Origin of the sequence: Bradyrhizobium quebecense (genome assembly GCF_013373795.3) — a bacterium.
Classification (GTDB): Bacteria; Pseudomonadota; Alphaproteobacteria; order Rhizobiales; family Xanthobacteraceae; genus Bradyrhizobium; species Bradyrhizobium quebecense.
In genome coordinates this window covers 3018306-3043499 of the sequence record NZ_CP088022.1, presented here as the reverse complement: position 1 = coordinate 3043499, position 25194 = coordinate 3018306, and the positions used below count along the sequence as shown (strand labels likewise).

At 64.8% G+C, this 25194-nt stretch carries 21 protein-coding genes and 1 pseudogene; 12 read left to right on the top strand and 10 right to left on the bottom strand.

Going from position 1 to position 25194, the window contains the following annotated elements; all coding sequences use genetic code 11:
• Nucleotides 1–159: 159 nt before the first annotated feature.
• Genes bamA through fabZ form a run of 3 tightly spaced genes read left to right on the top strand, consistent with a single transcriptional unit; the run spans nt 160 to nt 4255 of the window.
• Nucleotides 160–2703: an outer membrane protein assembly factor BamA gene (gene bamA, locus HU230_RS14680; RefSeq protein WP_176531050.1), complete on the top strand. Its 2544-nt coding sequence runs from the start codon at nt 160–162 to the stop codon at nt 2701–2703.
• Between the two features lie 32 nt (nt 2704–2735).
• Entirely contained in the window at nt 2736–3797 is a 1062-nt protein-coding gene (lpxD, locus tag HU230_RS14675) for a UDP-3-O-(3-hydroxymyristoyl)glucosamine N-acyltransferase (protein WP_176531051.1), read from the top strand.
• The gene (gene fabZ / locus HU230_RS14670) at nt 3797–4255 is read left to right on the top strand and encodes a 3-hydroxyacyl-ACP dehydratase FabZ (protein WP_016841580.1); all 459 of its coding nucleotides are present in this window, start codon (nt 3797–3799) and stop codon (nt 4253–4255) included. Before lpxD ends, fabZ begins: the two co-directional genes overlap by 1 nt.
• A 72-nt stretch (nt 4256–4327) precedes the next feature.
• On the opposite strand, the gene HU230_RS14665 is transcribed toward fabZ, so the two are convergent.
• Nucleotides 4328–4651, bottom strand: coding sequence for a KTSC domain-containing protein (locus HU230_RS14665; protein WP_176531052.1), 324 nt, complete (start codon nt 4649–4651; stop codon nt 4328–4330).
• 159 nt (nt 4652–4810) lie between these two features.
• Between HU230_RS14665 and lpxA the strand changes: the two genes are divergently transcribed.
• From lpxA to HU230_RS14640, 5 genes are all read left to right on the top strand, one after another.
• Nucleotides 4811–5605, top strand: a complete 795-nt coding sequence (gene lpxA / locus HU230_RS14660) for an acyl-ACP--UDP-N-acetylglucosamine O-acyltransferase (RefSeq protein WP_176531053.1) — start codon at nt 4811–4813, stop codon at nt 5603–5605.
• A 19-nt stretch (nt 5606–5624) separates the two neighbouring features.
• Nucleotides 5625–6482 carry an LpxI family protein gene (locus HU230_RS14655; protein WP_176531054.1) on the top strand — a complete coding sequence of 286 codons (858 nt, stop codon included), beginning with the start codon at nt 5625–5627 and terminating at the stop codon, nt 6480–6482.
• Nucleotides 6482–7660: a lipid-A-disaccharide synthase gene (lpxB, locus tag HU230_RS14650; protein ID WP_176531055.1), complete on the top strand. Its 1179-nt coding sequence runs from the start codon at nt 6482–6484 to the stop codon at nt 7658–7660. The genes HU230_RS14655 and lpxB overlap by 1 nt, the downstream gene beginning before the upstream one ends.
• Nucleotides 7661–7770: 110 nt before the next feature.
• A complete protein-coding gene (locus HU230_RS14645; RefSeq protein ID WP_176531056.1) occupies nt 7771–8430 on the top strand; it encodes an SRPBCC family protein in 660 nt (219 codons plus the stop codon).
• Between the two features lie 6 nt (nt 8431–8436).
• Nucleotides 8437–8772, top strand: coding sequence for an ArsR/SmtB family transcription factor (locus tag HU230_RS14640; protein ID WP_176531057.1), 336 nt, complete (start codon nt 8437–8439; stop codon nt 8770–8772).
• A gap of 32 nt (nt 8773–8804) precedes the next feature.
• Here HU230_RS14640 and gltA read toward each other — a convergent pair whose 3' ends face one another.
• Both gltA and gltX read right to left on the bottom strand, forming a co-directional pair.
• Entirely contained in the window at nt 8805–10106 is a 1302-nt protein-coding gene (gene gltA / locus HU230_RS14635) for a citrate synthase (RefSeq protein WP_176531058.1), read from the bottom strand.
• A gap of 160 nt (nt 10107–10266) precedes the next feature.
• Nucleotides 10267–11687, bottom strand: a pseudogene (gltX, locus tag HU230_RS14630) (glutamate--tRNA ligase).
• A 179-nt stretch (nt 11688–11866) separates the two neighbouring features.
• Here gltX and HU230_RS14625 point away from each other — a divergent pair.
• The 3 genes from HU230_RS14625 to HU230_RS14615 all read left to right on the top strand — a co-directional run bounded on the left by HU230_RS14625 (nt 11867) and on the right by HU230_RS14615 (nt 14641).
• Nucleotides 11867–13546 (top strand): glutamine--tRNA ligase/YqeY domain fusion protein, encoded by a 1680-nt coding sequence (locus tag HU230_RS14625; RefSeq protein ID WP_176531060.1) that lies wholly within the window; start codon nt 11867–11869, stop codon nt 13544–13546.
• Nucleotides 13547–13581: 35 nt separating this feature from the next.
• Entirely contained in the window at nt 13582–13968 is a 387-nt protein-coding gene (locus HU230_RS14620) for a YybH family protein (RefSeq protein WP_176531061.1), read from the top strand.
• Nucleotides 13969–14278: 310 nt separating this feature from the next.
• Nucleotides 14279–14641: an SPW repeat domain-containing protein gene (locus tag HU230_RS14615; RefSeq protein ID WP_176531062.1), complete on the top strand. Its 363-nt coding sequence runs from the start codon at nt 14279–14281 to the stop codon at nt 14639–14641.
• A 233-nt stretch (nt 14642–14874) separates the two neighbouring features.
• Here the strand turns inward: HU230_RS14615 and HU230_RS14610 are convergent, their stop codons facing one another.
• Complete coding sequence (locus HU230_RS14610; RefSeq protein WP_176531063.1) at nt 14875–16203, bottom strand: MFS transporter; 1329 nt, start codon at nt 16201–16203, stop codon at nt 14875–14877.
• Nucleotides 16204–16633: 430 nt separating this feature from the next.
• Here HU230_RS14610 and HU230_RS14605 point away from each other — a divergent pair, with 430 nt between their 5' ends.
• Nucleotides 16634–18919: a ComEC/Rec2 family competence protein gene (locus tag HU230_RS14605; RefSeq protein ID WP_176531064.1), complete on the top strand. Its 2286-nt coding sequence runs from the start codon at nt 16634–16636 to the stop codon at nt 18917–18919.
• On the opposite strand, the gene HU230_RS14600 is transcribed toward HU230_RS14605, so the two are convergent.
• The 6 genes from HU230_RS14600 to thrS all read right to left on the bottom strand — a co-directional run bounded on the left by HU230_RS14600 (nt 18916) and on the right by thrS (nt 25026).
• Nucleotides 18916–19143, bottom strand: a complete 228-nt coding sequence (locus HU230_RS14600; RefSeq protein WP_176535021.1) for a hypothetical protein — start codon at nt 19141–19143, stop codon at nt 18916–18918. The two genes, HU230_RS14605 and HU230_RS14600, sit on opposite strands and share 4 nt — an antisense overlap.
• A 145-nt stretch (nt 19144–19288) precedes the next feature.
• Nucleotides 19289–19717, bottom strand: a complete 429-nt coding sequence (locus HU230_RS14595; protein ID WP_176531065.1) for a hypothetical protein — start codon at nt 19715–19717, stop codon at nt 19289–19291.
• A gap of 256 nt (nt 19718–19973) precedes the next feature.
• Nucleotides 19974–20678, bottom strand: coding sequence for a transcriptional repressor LexA (gene lexA / locus HU230_RS14590; protein ID WP_076857656.1), 705 nt, complete (start codon nt 20676–20678; stop codon nt 19974–19976).
• Nucleotides 20679–20921: 243 nt separating this feature from the next.
• Nucleotides 20922–22133 carry a molybdopterin molybdotransferase MoeA gene (locus tag HU230_RS14585; RefSeq protein ID WP_176531066.1) on the bottom strand — a complete coding sequence of 404 codons (1212 nt, stop codon included), beginning with the start codon at nt 22131–22133 and terminating at the stop codon, nt 20922–20924.
• Between the two features lie 13 nt (nt 22134–22146).
• Nucleotides 22147–22785, bottom strand: coding sequence for an HAD family hydrolase (locus tag HU230_RS14580; RefSeq protein WP_176535022.1), 639 nt, complete (start codon nt 22783–22785; stop codon nt 22147–22149).
• A 1038-nt stretch (nt 22786–23823) separates the two neighbouring features.
• Nucleotides 23824–25026 (bottom strand): threonine--tRNA ligase, encoded by a 1203-nt coding sequence (gene thrS / locus HU230_RS14575; protein WP_176531067.1) that lies wholly within the window; start codon nt 25024–25026, stop codon nt 23824–23826.
• Between the last annotated feature and the right edge of the window lie 168 nt (nt 25027–25194).

Here is a 25194-nt window from a genome sequence, read left to right as displayed (position 1 = left end):
CGTTGCCAATGGGCAACGTCTTGGTATGAAAATGGAAATGTTCAGCTGTAGTAAGTTTGCCCCCTTGGCAAAGTTGGCTACAAGCTGAGCGGCAGGTTGGGAATCTGTCGGGTCGTTGGGGAACGGTCCGGCATTGCGAAAGATAAGGGCGCGTTGCGCATGATGTTTGGAATGCGAGTGAGGGGGGGGCTGTTTGCCGCCTTGGTCATGTTCGCCGCGCCGGTGGCGGCGACCTTGGCGGCCGTTGCTGTCTCTGCGCCTGCGCTTGCGCAGACCGTCGATTCGATCACGGTGGAGGGGAACCGCCGCGTCGAGCTCGAAACCATCCGTTCCTATTTCCATCCCGGACCGGGCGGTCGGCTGGGCCAGGCCCAGATCGATGACGGCCTGAAAGCGCTGATCGAGACTGGTCTGTTCCAGGACGTCCATATCGATCAGCGGGGCGGGCGCCTCGTCGTGGTCGTGGTCGAGAACCCGGTGATTGGCCGCGTTGCCTTCGAAGGCAACAAGAAGGTCAAGGACGAGCAGCTCACCGCCGAAGTCCAGTCCAAGCCGCGCGGCACCTTCTCGCGCCCGATGGTGCAGTCGGATGCCCTGCGCATCGCCGAAATCTACCGCCGTTCGGGCCGCTACGACGTGCGGGTCAATCCGCAGATCATCGAGCAGCCGAACAATCGCGTCGACCTGATCTTCGAGGTCAATGAAGGCGTGAAGACCGGTGTGCGGTCGATCGAGTTCGTGGGCAACAATGCCTACTCGGCGTCCCGCCTGCGCGACGTCATCAAGACCCGCGAATCAAATCTCTTGAGCTTCCTCGGCGGCAACGACGTCTACGACCCCGACCGGGTCGAGGCCGACCGTGACCTGCTGCGCCGCTTCTACCTCAAGAACGGCTATGCCGACGTTCAGGTCGTGGCAGCACTGACCGAATACGATCCCGACAAGAAGGGCTTCCTGGTTACCTTCAAGATCGAAGAGGGCCAGCAGTACCGCGTCGCGGCTGTCAACTATACGTCGTCGATCGCAACGCTCGATCCGAACGCGCTGCGCTCGTTCTCGCGCGTCAATATCGGCTCGCTCTACAACGCCGAGGCGCTGGAGAAGTCGGTCGAGGAGATGCAGATCGAGGCGTCACGCCGCGGCTACGCGTTCGCGGTGGTCCGTCCGCGCGGCGATCGCAATTTCGACAATCACACGGTGTCGATCACCTTCGCGATCGATGAAGGTCCGCGCACCTATATCGAGCGCATCAACATCCGCGGCAACAGCCGCACGCGCGACTACGTGATCCGCCGCGAATTCGATATCTCGGAAGGCGACGCCTACAACCGTGCGCTGGTCGACCGCGCCGAGCGCCGGCTGAAGAACCTCGACTTCTTCAAGACGGTGAAGATTACCACCGAGCCCGGGTCCTCCAGCGATCGCGTCATCCTGATCGTCGATCTCGAGGAGAAGTCGACCGGCGACTTCTCGGTGTCGGGTGGCTATTCGACCACCGATGGCGCGCTGGCTGAAGTCAGCGTCTCCGAGCGCAACCTGCTCGGCCGCGGCCTGTTCGCGAAGGCGTCGGTGACCTACGGCCAGTATGCCCGCGGCTACTCGCTGTCGTTCGTCGAGCCCTATCTGCTCGACTACCGCGTCGCGCTCGGCCTCGATTTCTACCAGCGCCAGCAGCTGTCCAACAGCTACATCGCCTACGGCACCAAGACGCTGGGCTTCAGCCCGCGCCTCGGCTTCAGCCTGCGGGAAGATCTGTCGCTGCAGCTGCGCTACTCGATCTATCAGCAAGAAATCACGCTGCCGTCGACGTTGAACAACTGTAACAACAATCCCTTCCTGGCTGACGGTGTAACGCCCAATCCTGCGTTCAATCCGAGCCCGGCCTATGCGAACCTGAACGGGATCAGCCTGGTGTCGACCAATGGTCTGGGCTGCTTCTATGACGGCGAAGCCTCGTTGCCGGTCCGCAAGGAACTCGCGAACGGCAAGACCCTGACCTCGGCGCTGGGCTACACGCTCAACTACAACACCCTCGACAACAACAAGAACCCGACCGATGGCCTGATCGTCGACTTCAAGCAGGACTTCGCCGGCGTCGGCGGTGACGTCAGCTACATCAAGAGCGCGATCGACGCGAAGTACTACACCCCGCTGGTCTCCGACATCGTCGGCGTGATCCACGCCCAGGGCGGCATCCTGAACAAACTCGGCAGCGACGAACTGCGCATGCTCGATCACTTCCAGATGGGCCCGAACCTGGTCCGCGGCTTCGCGCCGAACGGTATCGGTCCGCGTGACATCAACCCCTACGGCACCATGGACGCCATCGGCGGCACCAAGTACTGGGGTGTGTCGGCGGAACTGCAGATGCCGTTCTGGTTCCTGCCGAAGGAAGTCGGGCTCAAGGGCGCGGTCTATGCCGACGCTGGCGGGCTATATGACTACAAGGGTCCGACCTCGTGGGCGGCAACCGGCGAAGTCAACCAGCCCGGCTGTATCAAGCCGACGAACAACCCGCCGTCGCCGGGCACCTGTCTAGGCCTGTCGTTTGACGACAGCAAGGTTGTCCGTACCTCGGTCGGTGTCGGCCTGATCTGGCAGTCGCCGTTTGGTCCGCTGCGCTTCGACTACGCTGTACCGCTGACCAAGGGTGCGTATGACCGCGTGCAAGAATTCCGGTTTGGCGGCGGTACGACTTTCTAACACCGCTGCTCGACCGGACTGCGACGGATGGAATGGCGCAGCCGATCTTCTTCAAGAGTCCTCCTTCGTCATCGCTGGCTGAAATCGCCGCGCTGACGAAGGCGCAACTGGTCGACCCCGATAGGGGTGCGCTTCAGATCAGGGGGCTGGCCTCGCTCGACGAGGCCGGTCCGATGCATCTCGCCTTTTTCGACAATCTCAAATACGCCGACCAGCTCGCCGCGACCAAGGCCGGCGCCTGCCTGGTCAGCCCGCGTTTCGAGGCGCAGGTGCCGAAGGGCACCGCCGTGCTGCGGGCCGCAAAACCGTTCCAGGTGTTCGTCGAACTCGCCCGCGAATGGCACGCCGATGCGCTACGGCCGCAATCCTGGTTCGGGACCGAGGGCATCGCCCCGTCGGCGATCATCGATCCCACCGCGCGTCTCGAGGATGGCGTCATCGTCGATCCGCTGGTCGTGATCGGCCCGCGGGTCGAGATCGGCTCGGGCACCATCATCGGCGCCGGCGCGGTGATCGGCGCCGACGTCAAGATCGGCCGCGACTGCAACGTCGGCGCCAAGACCACCATTCAGTTCGCGTTGATCGGCAACAACGTGCTGATCCACCCGGCCTGCAATATCGGCCAGGACGGCTACGGCTTCATCTTCTTCGGGCCGGCAGGGCACGTGAAGGTGCCGCAGACCGGCCGCGTGGTGATCCAGAACAATGTCGAGGTCGGCGCTGCCTCGACCATCGACCGCGGTTCCCTGCGCGACACCGTGATCGGCGAAGGAACCAAAATCGACAACCAGGTCCAGATCGGCCACAATGTGACCATTGGCCGGCACTGCCTGCTCGCGGCCCAGATCGGGCTCGCCGGCAGTCTGACGATCGGCGACAATGTCGCGCTCGGCGCCAAGGTGGGCATCAACAACCACCTCAAGATCGGCGACGGCGCCCAGGTGACGGCGATGAGCGCGGTCAAGGACGACATTCCGGCCAATGGTCGCTGGGGCGGGCATTTCGCCAAGCCGACCAAGCAGTGGTTCAGGGAAATTATCGCGGTGGAGCGCCTGGTGCGCGACAACGAAGCCAAAGGCAAGGAACAGGAGTGATGGAGGAGGCACCGGTCAAATTCGAGCTCGTGGATATCAACGATATCCTGAAGACGCTCCCGCATCGCTTTCCGATGTTGCTGATCGACCGCGTGATCAAGATCCGCACCGACTACAGCGGTATCGGCATCAAGAACGTCACCTTCAACGAGCCGCCGTTCCAGGGGCATTTCCCGGATCGCCCGGTGTACCCCGGCGTGATGATGATCGAGGCGATGGCCCAGACTGCCGGCGTGATTGGAATCAAGTCGGTCGAGGGCACCGAGAAGCCGCGCGCGGTGTATTTCCTCACCATCGACAAGTGCAAGTTCAGGAAGCCGGTGATGCCCGGCGACACCATCGAGTACCACATGCGCTCGCTCGGCCGCCGCAAGACGATGTGGTGGTTTCACGGTGACGCCAAGGTCAACGGTCAGGTTGTCGCCGAGGCCGATGTCGGCGCGATGCTGACGGATTAGAGCGTTTTCGAGCGAAGTGGCCCCCGGACCGCGTGAAGAAAACGCGTCAAAAAAAGCCCTGGGCCGCCGAGGTCAAGACATCCTGCACGCGTATCGGCCGTCCGCACCGGCGATCCGCAGGACGCGGTTGAGGAAGACGCCCATCGATGGTGCGATCATCAGCGCGTCGTAGGTTTCGGCAGGCACGCCGCAATAATGCTGGTAGCTGCCCCTGACCGCGACCAGCAGCGTGCGCTCGCTTGCGCTGTAGCAGACGCGCTGGACGATCGTGCTGCGGTTGATGTCGCGGCAGTCGAAGGCCGAGAGATCGACGCTCGTGCTGTTGCCGAGGTCGGCGGTCTCCGGGCCGATCGGCGCGGAGAACAGGCTGAGGATCAGCGCGGCGGCCCGGACCATGGATCGGTTGCGACCTTCTCGTTTGCAACAGGCCGTCATCATACGTCACTGGACAGGGCGGGCAAAGTCGCGCTAACGACCGCCGAACCCGACACATAGCGCCTTGATAGCACCTTGATAGCACCTTGGCGCCACTAACGAATTCCGGACCATAACGACATGAGCATGATCGACCCCACTGCGCGGATTGCGGATGGCGCTGTGATCGGGGCCGGCACCGAGATCGGTCCGTACTGCATCATCGGCCCCAACGTCGTGCTAGGCGAGAACTGCAAGCTGATCGCGCATGTCACGATCAGCGGGCACACGAAGATCGGCGCCGGCTGCGTCATCTCGCCGTTTGCCGCGCTCGGCGGGCCACCGCAGGATCTCAGCTATCGCGGCGAGCCGACCCGTCTCGAAGTCGGCGAGGCCTGCACGATCCGCGAAGGCGTGACGATGAATGTCGGCACGGTCAAGGGCGGTGGGCTCACCCGCGTCGGCGATCGCGGCTTCTTCATGAACAACAGCCATGTCGGCCATGACTGCATGGTCGGCAACGGCGTGATCTTCGCGACGTCAGCGACGCTCGGCGGCCACTGCGAGATTGGCGACTTCGTGTATATCGGCGGCCTGTCGGCGGTGCACCAGTTCACCCGCGTCGGCTCGCAGGTGATGATCGGCGGCGTCTGCGGCGTGCGCGGCGACATCATCCCGTTCGGGTTAGCCAACGGTCAATACGCGGTGCTCGAAGGACTCAATATCATCGGCATGCGGCGGCGCCAGTTCACCAAGGCGCGGCTGGCGACAGTGCGCGCGTTCTATCAGAAACTGTTCCACGGTCCCGGCATCTTCGCCGAGCGGCTGGCTTCGGTGCAGCCGCTGGCGGGTGAGGATCCTGCGATCGCGGAAATCCTCGCCTTCATCGAGGGCGGCAAGCTCCGGCCGCTCTGTCTTCCCGCCGACGTCAATTGAGCAGGGGATGGCCGCCAGCATGACGTCAGCGGCTCCCTCGCTTTCTTCGCCGGTCGGCGTGATCGCCGGCGGCGGCGCCATGCCGTTCGCGGTCGCCGATCAGCTCACCGCGCGCGGCATCACGCCGGTGCTGTTCGCGCTGCGCGGTGCCTGCGATCCGGCGCGCGCGCAGCGGTTTCGTCATCGCTGGATCTCGGTCGGCCAGCTCGGACGCGCGACCCGGTTGTTCCGCGACGAAGGCTGCCGCGACCTGATCTTCATCGGCACCCTGGTGCGTCCCGCGTTGTCGGAGATCCGGCTCGACTGGGGCACGCTGCGGCTGCTCGGCCATGTCGTGCGCGCGTTCCGCGGCGGCGACGATCATCTGCTGTCGAGCGTCGGCCGCATCCTCGAGCAGCAGGGATTTCGCATGGTCGGAATCAAGGATGTCGCGCCAGATCTCCTGATGCCTGAGGGCGCCGTGACGCGCACGACGCCGGACTCGAGCGCGCTCGCCGACATTGCGCGCGGACGCGGTGTGCTCGATGCGCTTGGACCGTTCGACATCGGTCAGGCCGCCGTGGTGATCGACGGTCACGTGGTTGCGGTCGAGGACATCGAAGGCACCGATGGGCTCCTGGCGCGGGTGGCGCGGCTGCGCGCCGACGGCCGCATCCGCACCAAGGCTGGCCGCGGCGTGCTGGTGAAGGCGCCGAAGAGCAAGCAGGATCTGCGCTTCGATCTGCCGACCATCGGTCCACGCACGGTCGAGGGCGCGGCCGCGGCGGGCATCGCCGGCATCGCCGTGATCGCCGGCAACACGCTTGCCGCCGATCCGCAGGCGCTGATCGAGGCCGCCGAGGCCAAAGGGCTGTTTGTCATCGGACTGGCGGGCTGATGCAGGCGCGCAGTCCCAGCAGCGGCCGCAGGATCTTCCTCATCGCGACCGAGGAGTCCGGCGACCGCCTTGGCGCGGCACTGATGAAGGTGCTGCGCCAGCGCCTTGGCGATGCCGTGCAATTTTCCGGCGTCGGCGGCCGGGAGATGACGGGCGAGGGCATCGATCCCCTGTTTCCGATCGAGGAGCTCTCGATCATCGGCTTTGCCGCCGTCGTGAAGCAATTGCCGAAGGTCCTGCAATTGATCCGACGCACGGCCGATGCCGTGCTCGCCGATGCGCCTGACATGCTCGTCATCATCGACAGCCCTGACTTCACCCACCGCGTCGCGCGCCGCGTCCGTGCGCGCAACCCGAACATTGCGATCGTCGACTACGTGTCGCCATCGGTCTGGGCGTGGCGGCCGGGCCGGGCGCGCGCGATGCGACGCTATGTCGATCACGTGCTCGCGCTGCTGCCGTTCGAACCGGAGGAATATCGCAAGCTGCAGGGACCGCCATGCAGCTATGTCGGGCATCCCCTGACCGAGCAGCTCACTTCGCTTCGGCCGAACGAGGAGGAGCAGAAGCGGCGGGATGCGCAGCCGCCGGTCCTGCTGGTTCTGCCCGGAAGCCGGCGCAGCGAGATCAGGCATCATCTGGCGCTGTTCGGCGCGGCGCTCGGCCAGCTCAGCAAGCAAACCCCGTTCGAGGTCGTGCTTCCCACCATGCCGCATCTCGAGGCCATGGTGCGCGAAGGCGTCGCGTCGTGGCCCGTGGTGCCGCGGCTCGCCGTCGGCGAGATCGAGAAGCGCGCGGCATTCCGCGTGGCCCGCGCGGCGCTCGCAAAGTCGGGGACGGTGACGCTGGAGCTCGCGCTGTCAGGCATTCCGATGGTGACGGCCTATCGCGTCGGTGCCGCCGAGGCGTTCATCCTGCGCCGTGCGATCCGGGTGTCGTCGGTGATCCTCGCCAATCTCGTGATCGGCAGCGACATCATTCCCGAGTTCCTGCAGGAGAACTGCACGCCGGACAAGCTCGCGCAAGCGCTGGGTGATGTCCTCGCGGATTCGCCCGACCGTCTGCGGCAGCTCGTGGCGTTCGCGACGATGGACGGGAAGATGTCGACCGGCGACCAGCCGCCGAGCGTCCGCGCCGCCGACATTGTGCTCGCGGAAATGAGCCGGCGCTCAGACTAGCTACCGCTCATCACATAGTCGCGGCGACATCCGGTTGCACAGGTTCCGCTTGCGCCAGATATTTAGATCGTACTAATATTAGCTGCAGCTAATATAGTATGGAGCTGCCTATGAGGATCGATCCTGTCGCCTATGTCGGAGCCGTTATTCGTGAAGTCGTCGTCAGGAAACGCGATGGCAAGCCGGCGCGGGCGGTGATTGCGACGCGCAGCTACGACACCGACATCGCCGACCTCTGGGACGCGCTGACCAATCCCGAGCGCATTCCGCGTTGGTTCCTGCCGATCTCCGGAGACCTAAAACTCGGCGGCCGCTACCAGTTCGAGGGGCAGGCCGGCGGTCAGATCACGGCCTGCGAGCCGCCGCGTCAGCTTGCTGTGACTTGGGAGTTTGCTGGCACTGTCAGCTGGGTGACGGTGACGCTGGCTGACGACGGTTCCAGCGGAACCCGTTTGGAGCTGGAGCACCTCTCGGTCATCGAAGATGACTTCTGGGATCGCTATGGGCCTGGCGCGGTCGGGGTCGGCTGGGACCTCGCCTTGATGGGGCTCGCTTTGTACTTCGTGACGCCGCCGGGACAGCCATTCGACCGCGCGGCCGCCGCGGCCTGGCCTGCGTCGGCCGACGGCAAGGATTTCATCCGCCGCAGCAGCGCCGACTGGTGCCGAGCCTCGATCAAGGCCGGCACGGATGAGGCGGCCGCGCGCAAGGCAGAAGCCAACACCACCGCGTTCTATTGCGGCGAGCCTGAACCCGGCGGCGGAGGCTAGCGCGCCGTGCACGCCTTCGACATCCTCGGCGATCCCGTCCGCCGGCGTATCCTGGAGTTGCTGGCGACCGGCGAGCACAGTTCGGGCGACGTCGTCGCCGTCGTGCAGCACGAGTTCGGCATCACCCAATCGGCGGTCTCGCAGCAGCTGCGGATCCTGCGCGACGCCGGTTTTGCGTCGGTGCGCGCCGACGGCACGCGCCGCATCTATGCCGTCGAGCCGGGGCGGCTGCGCGAGGTCGACGCCTGGCTGGACCGGTTCAGGGCGCTCTGGCTGCCGCGTCTCGATGCGCTCGCGACCGAAGTCGCCCGCGGCAAACGAAAACGGCGCCATCAGGAATGATGGCGCCGTCTCGAACTTGTCAGAGATGACGCCTACTTGCGCTTGTCGATCGTCACATAGTCGCGGCGCGCGACGCCGGTGTAGAGCTGGCGCGGACGGCCGATCTTCTGCTGCGGATCCTCGATCATCTCGCTCCACTGGCTGATCCAGCCGACGGTGCGGGCGACCGCGAACAGCACGGTGAACATCGAGGTCGGGAAGCCCATCGCCTTCAGCGTGATGCCCGAATAGAAGTCGACGTTCGGGTAGAGCTTGCGGTCGATGAAGTAGGGATCGCTGAGCGCGATCTTCTCGAGCTCGAGCGCAACCTTCAGCATCGGGTCATTGCCATGGCCGGTCTCGGCCAGCACCGCGTGACACATCTTCTGCATGATCTTGGCGCGCGGATCGTAGTTCTTGTAGACCCGGTGACCGAAGCCCATCAGGCGGACTTCGCTGTTCTTGTCCTTCACCCTGGCGATGAATTCGGGAATCTTGTCGACCGTTCCGATCGACGACAGCATGGCGAGCGCGGCTTCGTTGGCGCCGCCATGGGCCGGACCCCACAGGCAGGCGATGCCGGCCGCGATGCAGGCGAACGGGTTGGCGCCGGAGGAGCCGGCGATACGCACCGTCGAGGTCGACGCGTTCTGCTCGTGATCGGCATGCAGGATGAAGATCTTGTCGAGCGCGTCGGCGAGCACCGGGTTGATCTTGTATTCCTCGCAGGGCACGCTGAAGCACATCTGCAGGAAGTTCTCGGCGAAGGAGAGCGAGTTCTTCGGATACATGAAGGGCTGGCCGATGGTGTACTTGTAGGCCATCGCCGCCAGCGTCGGCACCTTCGCGATCATCCGCATCGAGGCGATCATGCGCTGCCGCGGATCGTTGATGTCGGTGGAGTCGTGGTAGAACGCGGCGAGCGCGCCGACGGCAGCAACCATGATCGCCATCGGATGCGCGTCGCGGCGGAAGCCCTGGAAGAAGCGGGCCATCTGCTCATGCACCATCGTGTGATGGATCACGCGATAGTCGAAATCCTTCTTCTGCGCCGGGGTCGGAAGCTCCCCATAGAGCAGCAGGTAGCAGGTTTCGAGGAAGTCGCCGTGCTCGGCGAGCTGCTCGATCGGGTAGCCGCGGTATTCGAGGATACCGGCGTCGCCGTCGATATAGGTGATCTTCGACTGGCAGCTGCCGGTCGAGGTGAAGCCGGGGTCGTAGGTGAACACCCCGGCCTGGCCGTAGAGCTTGCCGATGTCGATGACATCAGGCCCAACCGTGCCGCTCAGGATCGGGAAATCGTAGTTCTTGTTGCCAATGGTGAGTGTGGCTGTCTTGCTGGATTTTGCGTCCATCGTGAGATCCCCGATGAAATCGTTGCGAAAACCGACCTTGCCCAGTCGCTAATTTGCGGCCCATGGCGGGGCGGAACGGCTTGTGGAGAAAGCGTCCGGCGATGGGTAGCTCATTGCAATGTGCGCTGCAAGATGGACCCTGGAGGGGGTCCATGCAGGATCACGCCGCCTGATCGGCGAGACGGGCAAGGCACTCCTGGCGTCCCAGGACGGCCAGCACGTCGAAGATGCCCGGCGATGTCGTACGTCCCGTCAGCGCCACCCGCAGCGGCTGGGCAACGGCGCCGAGTTTCAGATTGTTCTGCTCGGCGAAATTCCGCATGGCGGTCTCGGTGGTTTCGGCCCTCCAGTCGTTGACGGCTTCCAGCGCGGTGCGCAGCCTGCCGATCAACGCGCGTGTTTCCGGCGTGACGAGCGCGGCCGCTTTCGGATCGAGCTCAAGCGGGCGATCGGCGAAAATGAAGTAGGCGCCCGAGATCAGCTCGATCAGCGTCTTGGCGCGCTCCTTCAGGCTCGGCATCGCCCGCAGCAATTGCGCGCGGGTGGTGTCATTGAGCTTGGCCTTCAGCGCGGCGCCCTCAGGAACATAATCCAGCACGCTCTCGAATTGGCTCACGAGGGATTGATCGTCGCTCTGCCGGATATAGTGGCCGTTGAGGTTCTCCAGCTTGGCGAAATCGAACCGCGCCGCCGAGCGGCCGACGCCGAGAGATCGAACGCGTCGATCATCTCCTGGGTCGAAAAGATCTCCTGGTCGCCATGGCTCCAGCCGAGCCGGACGAGATAGTTGCGCAAGGCGGCCGGCAGATAGCCCAGCGCGCGGTAGGCATCGACGCCGAGCGCACCATGGCGCTTCGACAGCTTCGAGCCGTCCGGTCCGTGGATCAGCGGAATGTGGGACATGCTCGGCAGCTCCCACTCCAGCGCGTCGTAGATCTGCTTCTGGCGCGCGGCGTTGATCAGGTGGTCGTCGCCGCGGATGATGTGGGTGACGCCCATATCGTGGTCGTCGACCACGACCGCGAGCATGTAGGTCGGGGTGCCGTCGCCGCGGAGCAGGACGAGGTCGTCGAGGTTCTCATTCTGCCAGACCACGCGGCCCTGAACCTGATCCTCGATCACGGTCTCGCCGGTCTGCGGCGCCTTGAGGCGGATGGTCGGCTTGACGTCGGAAGGCGCGGTGGCCGGATCGCGGTCACGCCACATGCCGTCATAGAGGCGGGTGCGGCCCTCGGCGCGCGCCTTCTCGCGCATCGCGGCGAGCTCCTCCGGGGTGGCGTAGCAGTAATAGGCGCGCCCGGCGGCGAGCAGGCCCTCGGCGACCTCGCGATGGCGGGCGGCGCGGCTGAACTGGTAGATGACATCGCCGTCCCAATCGAGCTCGAGCCATTTCAGGCCGTCCAGGATGGCGTCGATCGCCTCCTTGGTCGAGCGTTCGCGGTCGGTGTCCTCGATCCGGAGCAGCATCTTGCCGCCGAGCTTCCTGGCATAGAGCCAGTTGAACAGCGCGGTGCGGGCGCCTCCGATGTGGAGGAAGCCGGTCGGCGAGGGGGCGAAGCGGGTAACGACGGAATTGGTCATGATCGAGTGCGACGTATGCTGGAATGGGCGGTGGTGTATATCAGGAACCGAACATAACTAAAGCCCCGGCTGACCTTTTGCCGGCCAAACCAGGCTTGAAACCAGACTTTGAAACCAGGCTTGGCCGGACGGCGCGAATTTGGCAGAAGGTTGAGCTGACTCCTCCAGGGAACCCTTTGATGACGATTGACACGACGGCAGAGGCAGGGCGCGACTTCATCCGCGACATCGTCCAGGCCGATCTCTCCTCCCACAAGCACAATCGGATCGTGACCCGCTTCCCGCCGGAGCCGAACGGCTACCTGCATATCGGTCACGCCAAGTCGATTGCCCTGAATTTCGGCATCGCGCAGGAGTTCGGCGGCCAGTGCAATTTGCGCTTCGACGACACCAATCCGACCAAGGAGGAGCAGGAGTACATCGACTCGATCCAGGCCGACGTGCACTGGCTCGGCTACGATTGGGGCAAAAACCTCTTCTTTGCGTCGGACTATTTCGAGCGCCTGTACGATTGGGCCGAGGGCCTGATCAAGGCTGGCTACGCCTATGTCGACGATCAGTCGCAGGAGGAGATCCGGCTGTCCCGCGGTACGCTGACCGAGCCCGGCAAGAACTCGCCGTTCCGCGACCGGTCGGTCGAGGAGAACCTCGACCTGTTCCGCCGCATGAAGGCCGGCGAGTTCTCGAACGGCGCCCGCGTGCTGCGCGCCAAAATCGACATGGCCGCCGGCAACATCAACCTGCGCGATCCCGTGCTGTACCGCATCCTGCACGCCCACCATCCGCGCACCGGCGACAAATGGTCGATCTATCCGAGCTACGACTACGCGCACGGCCAGTCGGATGCGATCGAAGGCATCACCCATTCGATCTGTACGCTGGAGTTCGAGGATCACCGCCCGCTCTATGAGTGGCTGCTCGACAAGCTGCCGGTGCCGTCGAAGCCGCACCAGTACGAAATGGCGCGGCTGAATTTGACCTACACGCTGCTGTCCAAGCGCGTGCTGACGCAGCTCGTTCGTGACGGCCATGTCTCGGGCTGGGACGATCCGCGGATGCCGACCATTGCTGGCCTGAAGCGGCGCGGCGTGCCGCCGGCTGCGGTGCGCGAGTTCATCAAGCGCATCGGCGTCGCCAAGGCCAACAGCGTGGTTGATGTCGGCATGCTCGAATTCTGCATCCGCGAGGAGCTGAACCGCACGTCGCTGCGCCGCATGGCGGTGCTGCGGCCGCTCAAGGTGGTGATCGAGAACTATCCGGAAGGGCAGGTCGAGGAGATCGAGGCGATCAACCATCCCGACAATCCGGACGCCGGCACCCGCAAGATCGCGTTCGGCCGCGAGCTCTATATCGAGCGCGACGACTTCATGGAAAACCCGCCGAAGAAGTTCTTCCGCCTCTCGCCCGGCAATGAGGTGCGGCTGCGCTATGCCTACTTCATCAAGTGCACCAGCGTCGTGAAGAACGACGCCGGCGAGATCGTCGAGCTGCGCGCGACCTACGATCCCGCGACCAAGGGCGGCAACGCGCCCGATGGCCGCAAGGTGAAGGCGACGATGCACTGGTTGCCGGCGGCGCAGTCGAAGCCGGCGGAAATCCGCATCTACAATCAGCTCTTCGCCAACCCGAGCCCGAACGCCGCCGATTTCGCCGCCGACCTCAATCCGCAGTCGCTGGAAGTGCTCAGCGATGCGCGGGTCGAGCCTGCGATCGCCGAGAGCAATTCGCCCGACGTGATGCAGTTCGAGCGGCAGGGCTATTTCGTGCGCGATGCGGATTCGACGCCGGACAGGCTGGTGTTCAACCGCACCATCGGCCTGCGCGACACCTTCGCCAAGGAAGTCGGCGGCAAGGGTTAGCGCGATCCGGCGCGAACAACGGACGGAGGCGATCGATGCTTGACGAAGCCGACGATATCGCCTCCGCCATCATCGCCAGATGGTCCGCAGGTTTCGGCAAGCTCGATGCGGATACGCTTGCTGCGCTCTATTCGCAGCACGCGTTCTTCTTCGGCTCGAACCCGACGCTGTATCGTGGCCGCGACGGCGTGAAGGCCTATTTTAATGGTCTGCCGCGCTGGCACGCGCCGCGCGTCCAATTCAGCGAGGTCAGGACGGAGCGGGTCAATGACGGCCTCGTCAACATGGCTGCTATCGCGTCCTTTTTCCTCGACGGCGATGTGCCCTCGCTCGCCGTCAAGATCACCTGGGTGATCGCGCGCGAGCACGGCGACTGGAAGATCGTCTGCCATCACGTCTCGTCGCAGACACCGCTGATCTAGGCTCCACGCCAGAGCGTGGCATAAGCGTCGAGGGCCGGCGGGCCCTCGTGGTCAGGCAGCGTTTTTGGCCGGGCGTTGTGCACCTCGCGGCCGCCGCTCAGCCAAGCGATCTTGCCCCTGACTTGCAGGCCGTCTGGACCTCGCTGGATCGCGAGACGGGACCAGGGTCGGAGGCTGTGGAGAGCGGCTTCCGGGCGGACGGCCGCATGGTCGTCGGCTTGCGGATCAAACAGCGGCAACACATCGCAGGTCGGACCGATGCCTTTTTGTCCCCGCCGCACCATATGCTCGGAAGAGGGAGGTGAGGATTATGCGCATTCAACACTGGCAGGATGCTGTCAGCCTGTTGGTTGGCGTCTGGCTGGTCGCGTCGCCGTTTGCCCTGGGCTTCTCCGGGGCAGCTCTTTGGATCTCCATCGCACTTGGATTGGGCGTCGTGCTGTTTGCCATCGAGGCATTCATCATTCCGTCCTATCTGGAGGAATGGGGCGAGATGCTGATGGGGCTGGCCCTGGTGCTGGCACCCTGGACGTTCAGCTACGAACATGGATCGGCCACGACGAGCAGCGTGCTCGCCGGCATCGCGGTGATCGTGCTCGCTTGCTGGGAGCTGACGATGGATCGTGATTTTGCCATTTGGTGGCACGATCGCTGGCATCACCGGGCTGGCTGAGAGGGAGCCGACTGAAACGTTGACCTGACCGCCAGTCACAGGCGGCCGGAGAGATAGGGATTGCGCCAAACCGGATCCCTCCGAGGCGCGTTGACCTCATGCCGATGCAAGCTCCGCAGCGGAATCACGCGCGTACAGGACGAAGCGTCGTCCCGTACGCGCTGCAGGGCGGCCATGACCAGGCCATGACTCTTGCCGCAAGCGTTGGTCGCTCCCTCAGCGAGGCCACTCGGTCACGATGCGGCTCGCGCCTCGATCTGCTCCCAAATTCTGGTCTTACGTGTCTCCGGCATGATGAAGAGGGCGATCACGAAGCACACCGCGGGAACGACAATCGGGTAGATCAGCGCGTAGCCGATGCTGCCAGTCGCTGCGAAGGCGGCCGATGTGATGAACGGCACCAATCCGCCGCCCCAACCGTTGCCGATATGATACGGCACCGAGACCGAGGTGTACCTGATCCTGGCCGGGAAGAACTCCGCCAGGAACGCGCCGACCGGCCCGTACACCATCCCGACGTAGCAGACGAGGATGAAGATGATGAAGACGGCGACCGGATAGTTGATGTGTCCCGGCTGCGTGACCATGCCGAGCCACAGGTACAGCGGATAGTAGGTGAGCGCGGCAAGCAGCATTCCTCCGAGGATCACGGATTTGCGGCCGATCTGGTCCGACAGCCAGCCAAAGAAGATCAGGCTCGGCGTTGCGATCAGCAGTGCGGCTCCGACGATATAGGCCGAGGTAACCGGATCGACCTTGGAGACCTGCTGCAGGAAGTACAGTGCCCAGAATTGACCGCTGTACCAGACCACGCCCTGTCCGATCAGGACGACGATGGCGATCAAGATGTACTTGATGTTGGTGCTGAGGAAGGCTTCCCGCCAGGGATTCCTGGTCATCTGTCCGCGTGCCTTGATCTCCTGGAAAATCGGCGTCTCCTGGAGCTGGAGGCGGATGTAGATGGCGATCGCGACCAGCACGAACGAGACCAGGAACGGAACGCGCCACGCCCATTCGTCGAAGGCCTGATTGCCGGCCCAGGTCCGGGTCAGGACGATCACGGCCAGCGACACCACGATCCCGAGCGTCGGCGAGGTTTGCAGCCAGCCTGTGTAGTAGCCGCGGCGGTCGTCCGGAACATGCTCGGCGACATAGGTGATGGCGCCGCCATATTCGCCGCCCAGGCAGAGACCCTGGATCATCCGCAAGCCGAACAGAACGAATGCGGCCGTCAGGCCGATCGACTGATAGGTTGGGATCAGTCCGATCGCGCCCGTCCCCAGTCCCATTCCGCTCAGCGTAATGAGAAATGTATATTTGCGGCCGACCCGATCGCCCATCCATCCGAACAGGAAAGCCCCCAGCGGACGGATCAGGAATCCCGCAGTGAACAGCGCGATCGTGCTCAGCAGGGCTGCGACGGGGTGGGATTGCTCAAAGAATTTGACCGACAGAACTGCGGCCAGGCTGCCAAAAATGTAGAAGTCGTACCATTCAATGATGTTTCCCACCGACGCAGCGACAATCACGCGACGAAAATCGCTCGGTACTTGAATTGCCATGTGCTGCTCCTATCAATTGCAAACGCTACTCTTCGCGTTTTTCAGCGCTCGATCCGCTCGCGGCGTGCGCGTGGTGCGCGGCGTTGCAGGCGAGATTTGCGAGTTTGTCCGCAACGCCTGATCTCAGGGGAGTTTTGGGCCACCTGAGAAGAGCTCCAGCGGCCTTCAGTGCCGCGAGCCGTTGCCACCTCATCCCCGTCTGTCCGGGAGTGGAGGCATCAGGACAGTCTAGTCCCAATGGGATCGGCACCTAATGAGACTTTCGGCTCGATCGGTTTGACGCAGGCACCGGCGGCGGCCTGCCGCCGGGAGCCGTGACGCAGGTCGGTCCTGGTATCCCGGCTGGCCGGTCCCGTATTCTTGATCCGTTCCGCTAGCGATCAGGTCGCAGCTTCCGCTAGCCTTGCCCCCGGCAGGGATCGCGAGCGGAATGGCGGAGCAGAGTACGACGCCGGGCGGCAGACGCGGCTACGCGGGGACATGGCCGCCGCGCGCGGCTGCGCCGGTCGGTGGCTATATTCCGGTGCGCGCCAGCACCTGGCGGCCTCTCGTCGAGACATTGCGGCAATGGGCGCGTGCGGAGACGGGGGCCGGGCGGCTGTTGCCGTGGGTGTCGGTGGCGTTCGGCACCGGCATTGCATTCTATTTTGCGGCCGAGCACGAGCCGGTGCTGTCGGTCGCGGCGACCGTCGCAATCGCGCTCTGCCTGCTGGCGTTGCTGCTTCGGCGGCGCAGCGTGTTTCCCGCCGTCGTGATGCTGGCGGCGGTCGCGGCGGGCTTTGCGACCGCGACATGGAAGACCGCGCGGATCGCCCATGGCGTGCTGGCGCGGCCGATATTTTCCGTGGCACTGACCGGTTTTGTCGAGACACGCGACGTCCGCGAGAAGACCGACCGCTTCGTGCTGCGCGTCGTGTCGATGGAAAGCCAGCGCGAGGTGCCAAAACTCGAGCGCGTCAGACTCTCGGTGAAGAAGGGCACCGCGCCCGAGGTCGGCAGCTTCGTCGAATTGAAGGCGCGGCTGATGCCGCCGCTGGGGCCGCAGCGGCCGGGCTCCTATGATTTCGGCCGCGATCTCTATTTCCAGGGTATCGGAGCATCCGGTTTCGCAATGGGCGCGGTGAAGACCAGGGAGCCGCCGGCAACTGGTGGCCTTGCGTTGCGCTATGCCGCCTTCATGCAGTGGCTGCGCGATGCCATCGACGCGCGCATCCGCACCACCCTCGACGGGGATCAGCGCGCGATCGCAACCGCGCTGCTCACCGGCCGGCGCGATGCGATCACGACGCCGGTCAACGACGCGATGTTCATCTCGGGCCTCGGCCACGTGCTGTCGATTTCCGGCTACCACATGGCCGTGGTCGCGGGTGTCGTGTTCTTCACTATCCGCGCGCTGCTTGCGCTGTTTCCGGCGCTGACGGCGGGACACCCGATCAAGAAATGGGCGGCGGCGGCCGCGCTCGTCGCGGCGGCGTTCTACCTGCTGCTGTCGGGAGCGGAGGTCGCGACCCAGCGATCGTTCTTCATGACGGCCGTGGTGCTGATCGCGGTGATCGTCGACCGCCGCGCGATCACCTTCCGCACGCTGGCGGTGGCGGCGCTGATCGTGCTCGCGATCGCGCCGGAAGCGCTGGTGCATCCGAGCTTTCAGATGTCGTTTGCAGCAACGCTCGGGCTGGTGGCGCTGGTGCAGATCGGGCTGCCGAACCTGCTGGCGTCACCCGATCATTCGGCGACCGCGCGGGTTGCGCTGTGGGGCGGGCGCGAGCTCACGATGCTGATGCTGGCCTCGCTGGTGGCGGGGCTCGCGACCACGCCCTACGCCGCGTTCCATTTCCACCGCGTGACGCCCTACGGGCTGCTGGCGAACCTTGCGGCGATGCCGGTGGTGTCGGCGGTCGTGATGCCGGCCGGCCTGCTCGGGCTGCTCGCCATGCCGTTCGGCTTCGACGGGGTGTTCTGGGCGATCATGGGTTTCGGCATCGACTGGATGATCCTGGTGACGCAATGGGTCGCGGCGCTCCCGGGCGCAGTCGGCCGGATGGCGGCGTTCGGGGTCGGACCGATGATCGTGGCGAGCGCCGGCCTCGTCCTTCTCGGGCTGTTGCGCACGCCGCTGCGCTGGTCGGGTGCCGTGCTGCTGGTGGTCGCCTCGGTCTGGGCTGTGCGGGTGCCGCAGCCGGACGTGCTGGTCTCCGCCGACGGCCGCAACGTCGCAGTGCGGGGCGGCGACGGCCGGCTGCATGTGATGCACAGCGCGAAGGACGCATTTCTGGTCAAGGAGTGGCTGGCAGCGGATGCTGACGCGCGGACCGCCACGGATTCCTCGCTCGGCGAGGGCGTCTCCTGCGATCCGAGCGGCTGCGTGACGCAAGGGCCGGGCGGCTCCTTCGTTGCGCTGGCGAGCCGGCCCGAGGCGCTGGCCGACGACTGCGAGCGTGCGGCGCTGATCGTGACCGCGCGGCCGGCACCGCGGGACTGCGCGGCCTCGGTGATCGATGCCGAGCGGCTGCGGCGCCACGGCGCGCTGGTGCTGCGGCGCATCAGGGACGGCTACGCCATCGATGCGGTCAAGCCCGGAGGGATCGACCGGCCATGGTCGCCAGCGGTTCCCGGCGATGGCGAGAGCGAGACCACGCTGCGCGCACCCGCCAGCGCCCCCCGGCCTGCCGTCGATGCGACGCCGGCCGAGACCGATTTGCAGGGCGAGGATTAGCCGTTGTCGGGTAAGGGGCCGGTCGGCAGCTCGAACAGGCCGAGATGGTATTCGTCGGAGTCGGGGCCCGCGTCGGGCTTCTTGACGAGGGTGAAGGAAGCCTCGGGGAATTGCTCCCAGACCTTCAGGTCGTCAGCCGTCACCGTCAGCCAGCCGAACCGGAACATGTAGCGACCCGGCTCCGTGACGCGTCCAGCCTTTTGCCATGTGACCTTGTCGACCACCACGCACGTCCTCCGTGCCCGATGATGCGCCAAGGCGCGCGCCGACGCAATTCTCCAGCCGCGCCCCGGAACCCGGCGTCCGGGGTCGCTCGAAATCGCTTAGGTCATCCGCCGCCGAACAGCTCATTCCGCGGCGACGATGCGCTCAACCCAAAAACAGCGACGCAAATGCGGAGGGCCGCCGCTCCACAACCTTCGGCTTCTGCTCGACCGACGGATGCAGTGCCGGCAATTGCAGCACGCTGACGCGTTGTCCCTCGACGAGCTGGGTCACCAGCACATGGCTGCCGTCGGGGAATTCGACCGCGTCATGATGGCGATCGGGAACGTCGGGCTCGACTTCGTTGAACACGCCGACGCGGAAGTTCATCGTCTTGGTCCAGATCCAGCGGCTGTCGTAGCGAACGTTCTCGGCGAAAGCGAGCTCGGTGCCCGGCAGCATGCAGACCGCGACAGTGGGATCGGTCTCCGAAGCAAAGCCGCGGGTCGACGTGCCGCGGAAAGTCGTGGTGATCAGCGTCTCTCCAACAATGGCGGGGCGCGACGCCACGGCGTGCAGACTATAGTCACACATCGGATGGCTCCTCAAATCGAGGTAGCGACCCGTGCCTCTCCTTGAGGCATAGGGCCTCTACCAGAGTGGACGATAGCGAACGAGTGTCTCCTCGTTTCTGGGCGATTGTACGACTGGTCGCCAAACGCTCCCGATCACAAACACGCGACGCTGCGTGAGAGGTATCGGAGCGCATCGGGCAAACAGCACGTTACGCTATCATTCAAGGAACGATCCGATGTGTCGCTCGTTCCCGGCCGCCGCAAGTATTTGAAATTCAGTATTTGCGATAGAGGCCGATCAGCTTGCCCTGGATGCGCACCCGGTTCGGCGGCAGGATGCGCACTTCATAGGCGGTGTTGGCCGGCTCCAGAGCGATTGATGCGCCGCGGCGGCGGAAGCGCTTCAGGGTGGCTTCCTCCTCGTCGATCAGCGCCACCACGATGTCGCCGGTGTTGGCGACGTCGTTGCGCTGGATCAGCGCCATGTCGCCGTCGAGGATGCCGGCATCGACCATCGAGTCGCCGCGCACTTCCAGCGCATAGTGCTCGCCGGAGCCGAGCATGTCGGGCGGTACGCTAATGGTGTGGCTGCGGGTCTGTAGTGCCTCGATCGGCGTACCGGCGGCGATCCGGCCCATCACGGGGACCGCGACCGGACGGTTGCCGTCGTCCTCGGCGATCGGCGGCGTGCTGGTGCGCTTGCCGAGGGTGCCTTCGATCACGCTCGGGGTGAAGCCGCGGCGGCCGTTACCGCCGCCGGCCGAGAGCTCGGGCAGCTTGATGACCTCGATGGCGCGGGCGCGGTTGGGCAGGCGGCGGATGAAGCCGCGCTCTTCCAGCGCAGTGATCAGGCGGTGGATTCCGGATTTCGAGCGCAGGTCGAGCGCATCCTTCATCTCGTCGAACGAGGGCGGTACGCCGGCCTCTTTCAGACGTTCATTGATGAAACGCAGAAGTTCGTACTGTTTGCGCGTGAGCATCTCGAGTATTCCCCCGGTTGGTAGCGTCGTTCGATTCCGAGACTCTTCAGGTGGGCCTACAGGCGGGGCCAGTCCTCAGGAGCACGGTGCTCATCACGAGCGCTCCCTCGCGGCTTCCCATTTGTACACACCCGTACTCGAAACAAATCATGAACGGACACTATATGTTCGATATGTGTTCCGCAACCACTTAATTTCCGGTGAACGCATCCGGCGAGCGCTCAAGCGATGCGGTCTCCGCTGTCACTCGGGCAGCGTCAGGATCTCGCATTCGCTGCCTTTGCCGGCGGCAGGCGCAAACGGCGGACGCACGAGAAGTGCCCGTGCCGCAGCGAGATTCCCGAGCAGCGACGAGTCCTGCTGCATCACAGGCGTTGCGATCAGCGTGCCGTCCTCGCGCTCCTCGAGGCGTGCGCGCAGATAGTCCTCGCGCTGGTCGTTGGCGGCGAGGTCGCGGCCGAGCACTGCGCTCGCGCGGCGGTGATGAATCGCTTTTCGGCCGCTCAGTGCCCGAATCAACGGCACCAGAAACAGGAAGGCGCAGACATAGGAGGACACCGGATTGCCGGGCAGGCCGATCACCCGCATCGCGCCGAGCCGGCCATGCATCATCGGCTTGCCGGGCCGCATCGCGATCCGCCAGAACGCCATCGCGACGCCCTCGGCCTCCAGCGACTGCTTGACCAGGTCGTGGTCGCCAACCGAGGCGCCGCCGGTCGTGATCAGGATGTCGGCACCGGTCTCGCGCGCCCGGCGGATACCGGCGGTGGTGGCCTCCACCGTGTCGGCGGCAACCCCGAGATCGACGGTCTCGGCGCCTTCGGCGCGCGCCAGCGCCCGCAGCGCATAGCCGTTGGAATAGACGATCTGGCCGGGGCCGGGCGTCGAGCCCGGCATCACCAGCTCGTCGCCGGTCGCCAGCACCGCGACCTTCGGACGGCGGTGCACCGGGAGGTCCGGATAGTTCATGGCGGCCGCCAGCGACAGCGCGCGATCGGAGAGGCGGCTGCCGGCATCGAGCAGCACGTCGCCTTCACGGAAGTCGACGCCGGCCGGGCGGATGTGCCGTCCGGCGGTTGCGGCCTCGGTAATCGTGATGTGGTCGCCGTCGACGGCGGTGTCTTCCTGGATGATGACGGCGTCGGCGCCATCGGGGATCACGCCGCCGGTGAAGATCCGCACCGCTTCGCCGGGGCCGACCGTGCGCTCGAACGGCCGGCCGGCGGCGACTTCGCCGATCACTTTGAGCCGGACCTTCAGATCACCAGCGTCGGCCGCGCGCACGGCATAGCCGTCCATCGCCGACATCGGCTGCGGCGGCTGGGTGCGCCGGGCGGCGAGGTCGCGCGCCAGGGTGCGGTGGTAGGCGGCATCGAGCGCGACCATCTCCTCCGGCAGCGGTTCGGCGCCGGCGAGGACGGCGGACAGGGCATCGGCAACCGGCATCAGGGCCACGCTCGGAGCTCCTTCAATCCAAATGTTCAATACCAAGTGCAGTCAGAGCCCTCGCCACGTCATCCGTCGATGTCACGTGGATGGCATGAAGGCCGCGCGCCCGCGCGCCCTCGATGTTGGCGGCCAGATCGTCGAAGAACAGGATCCGCGACGCCGGCACGCCGATGGCTTTTACCACATGATCGTAGGCCTCGGCGTCGGGTTTCCGAAAGCCGATCGTCGAGGACAGGAAGACGGTGCGGAAATGGCTGAGCAGCTCGGTATGGAGGACGGAGAAATGCGCGACGTGGGCCGGATTGGTGTTGGAGAAGGCGTAGAGCGGCATCCACTTCGCGGCGGTCGCGAGCAGGGGTGCAATCCCCGGCATCTCGCCGGCGAAGATCGCATTCCAGCCTTCGAGGAACTGCGCATCGGTGAGGTTGATGCCGAGCGTCCGGCGCAGGTTTGCGAAGAACGCCGCGTCGTCGATCCGGCCGATCTCATGATGCTTGAAGCTGTCGTCGACGACAAATCGCGTCGCGAGGTCGGCCGGCGCGCAGCCGGCATGCCGCGCCCAGTGCGCCATCACCTTCTCGAAGTCGATGTCGAGTACGACGCGGCCGATATCGAACAGCAGCACGTCGACGGAATCGGGAGAGAGTTGCGAGGTCATTGCGTGAAACCGTGTACGAGAATTGCGGGCGGGCGGCAATGTCCTCGATTTGTGCGGCAGGCATGCGACGACAGGGGCGGGGTGTCGTCCTTGTGAAAGCAGGCTCACGGCCACGGCCAAACTTTCAATTCCGCGCTCCTCAGGACGACGGTGATAGAGACGAACGCGAGATCTCCCCAATAGTCGTCCTGGCGAAAGCCAGGACCCATAATCACCGCGTTCGGTGATGAACGGGATCGCGGCCCCAGCTCGCGCAACAATGGGCACGTGGAGTAATGGCTCGTGGCTTCGCCAGGACGACGATGAGGACGGTTCTCGCCGTCATTGCGTGGTGTCATCGCCCGGTGCGATCCGCACGCGGCTTTCCCTGCGCCCTCTTCAAGAGAGAGCCCCGAGCGATGAGTTGAACTTCCGATAAAGCGAAATATCTTTGCGGTGGAGGCTCGCGCCGACGGGCAGATCAGTGATTGGGCCTTACGGGCTTCCGATGCGCAGCAAATTGGCTGCTGGGCGCATCTCTCACATCCTGGAAAGCGCCAGGCCGAGGTAGGCGATGAGCGCGCCGGTGCTGAGAATGACGACGACGAGTGCCTGCTCCGAACGTGCCTGTAGGGTTTTTCGGCTCACGGCGATGACGCTCCATCCTTCATGATCATGCTGTCCAACTCACGTCGGCTGTTATCCGTTCCGGTTCCTGCCCGGGAACTTTCATCAATGTCAGCCGCGCGGGCGCGCTAGGTCTCCTCGCGTTCCAGGCCAGAAACGCGCAACGCCGCCCGCATTGAAATACGACGGGCGGCGTTGGTTCTAGCCCCAGGAGGAATGGCAAAATCCTGGCGTTATGGATACGCGCGAGCGAGCAATAAGGTTCAGTCTCCGATCCGTATGAATCCGGTACTCCAAAGGAGCAAAGGAAAGCGCCGGGGGCGAGGTCTAGGATGGTGTGACCAAGTTGCTCTGGCCTCAGCGTGTACCCCCTCGCTGGGGCCTTTCTTTGCGTCGCGGATCCCGCGGCGCCGGGCTGCGCGCAGCGAGTTTTCAGTCGGCGACCTGACCCGGACAAGCACGCTGTCGAAGCGCCCGGACGGCGTCATCCAGCGGCAAAACGGAAACGGCCCCGGCGCGCTCGCGGAGGCTCACGGTGCCTTGTTGCGCTTCACGCTGCCCGACGACGGCCACGACTGGAATGCCCGCTTCGTGTGCGGCAACGATCCGTCGCGACAGGGTGTCGGCGCTGGCGAACAGGACGCCTCTGATGCCTTCAGCTTCGAGCGCATCGAGAACCTTGACCGCGTATCCGGAGTGATCACGCGAGATCGGCGCGACCGCGACCTGGTCCGGCGACAGCCAGAACGGCAGCGCGCCGGCATGATGTTCAAGCAGCATCGCGATGACGCGACCGATTGAACCGAATACGGCATGGTGGATCATCACCGGGTTCGCGCGATCGCCGTCCGGTCCGACATAGGACGCGTTGAGACGGCCCGGCAGAACGCTGTCGAGTTGAACCGTTCCGCATTGCCAGGATCGGCCCAGCCGGTCGCGCAGCGCGAACTCCAGCTTCGGCCCATAGAAAGCGCCTTCGCCGGGCTGGATCTCGTACGACAGGCCGCATTGGCGCGCCGCCGCGGCAAGGGTCGCTTCCGCCCAATCCCATAATTCGTCCGAGCCGGCGCGCGCGGCCGGCCGGGTGGAGAGCGACACCTCGGGCGCCGGGAAGCCGAACTCGGCATAGACTTCCGAGAGGAGCGCAACGAAGCGGGCGACTTCATTGGGCACGTCCTGCTCGCGGCAGAACACATGGGCGTCGTCCTGCTCGAAGCCGCGCGTGCGCATCAGTCCGTGCAGCGAGCCTGACGGCTCATCGCGGTGACAGACGCCGAACTCGGCGTAGCGCAGCGGCAGGTCGCGCCAGGAACGAAGGCCCTTGTTGAAGATCTGGACGTGGCAGGGACAGGACATCGGCTTGAGCGCCATTGCGCGCTCGCCGTCGGCAAAGCCGAACATGTGCGCGCCGAATTTCTCCCAATGGCCGCTTTGAATCCAGAGGTCGCGGGGCAGCAGCTGAGGCGTTCGAACCTCGGCATAGCCCAACCGGCGCATCTTGCGGCGGATGTAGTCCTCCAGGACGCGATAAAGCGTGTTGCCACGCGGATGCCAGAACACCATCCCTGGCGCATCCTCCTGGATGTGCCAGAGATCGAGACGCGTTCCGAGGCTTCTGTGATCGAGATCGTCCATAGCTTGCTCTCCCGATGGAAGCAGCGCGGACGAGTTTGCGCATGAAAAAAGCCCCGTCCGTCGCCGGCGGGGCCTTGTCTGGTTGTGCAGTCTGTTACCGCATACGACCAGGAGACGACCCGCCAAGGCTGGTCGTCGCAGTGGTCAAAGACATCGGACAGATGTTGC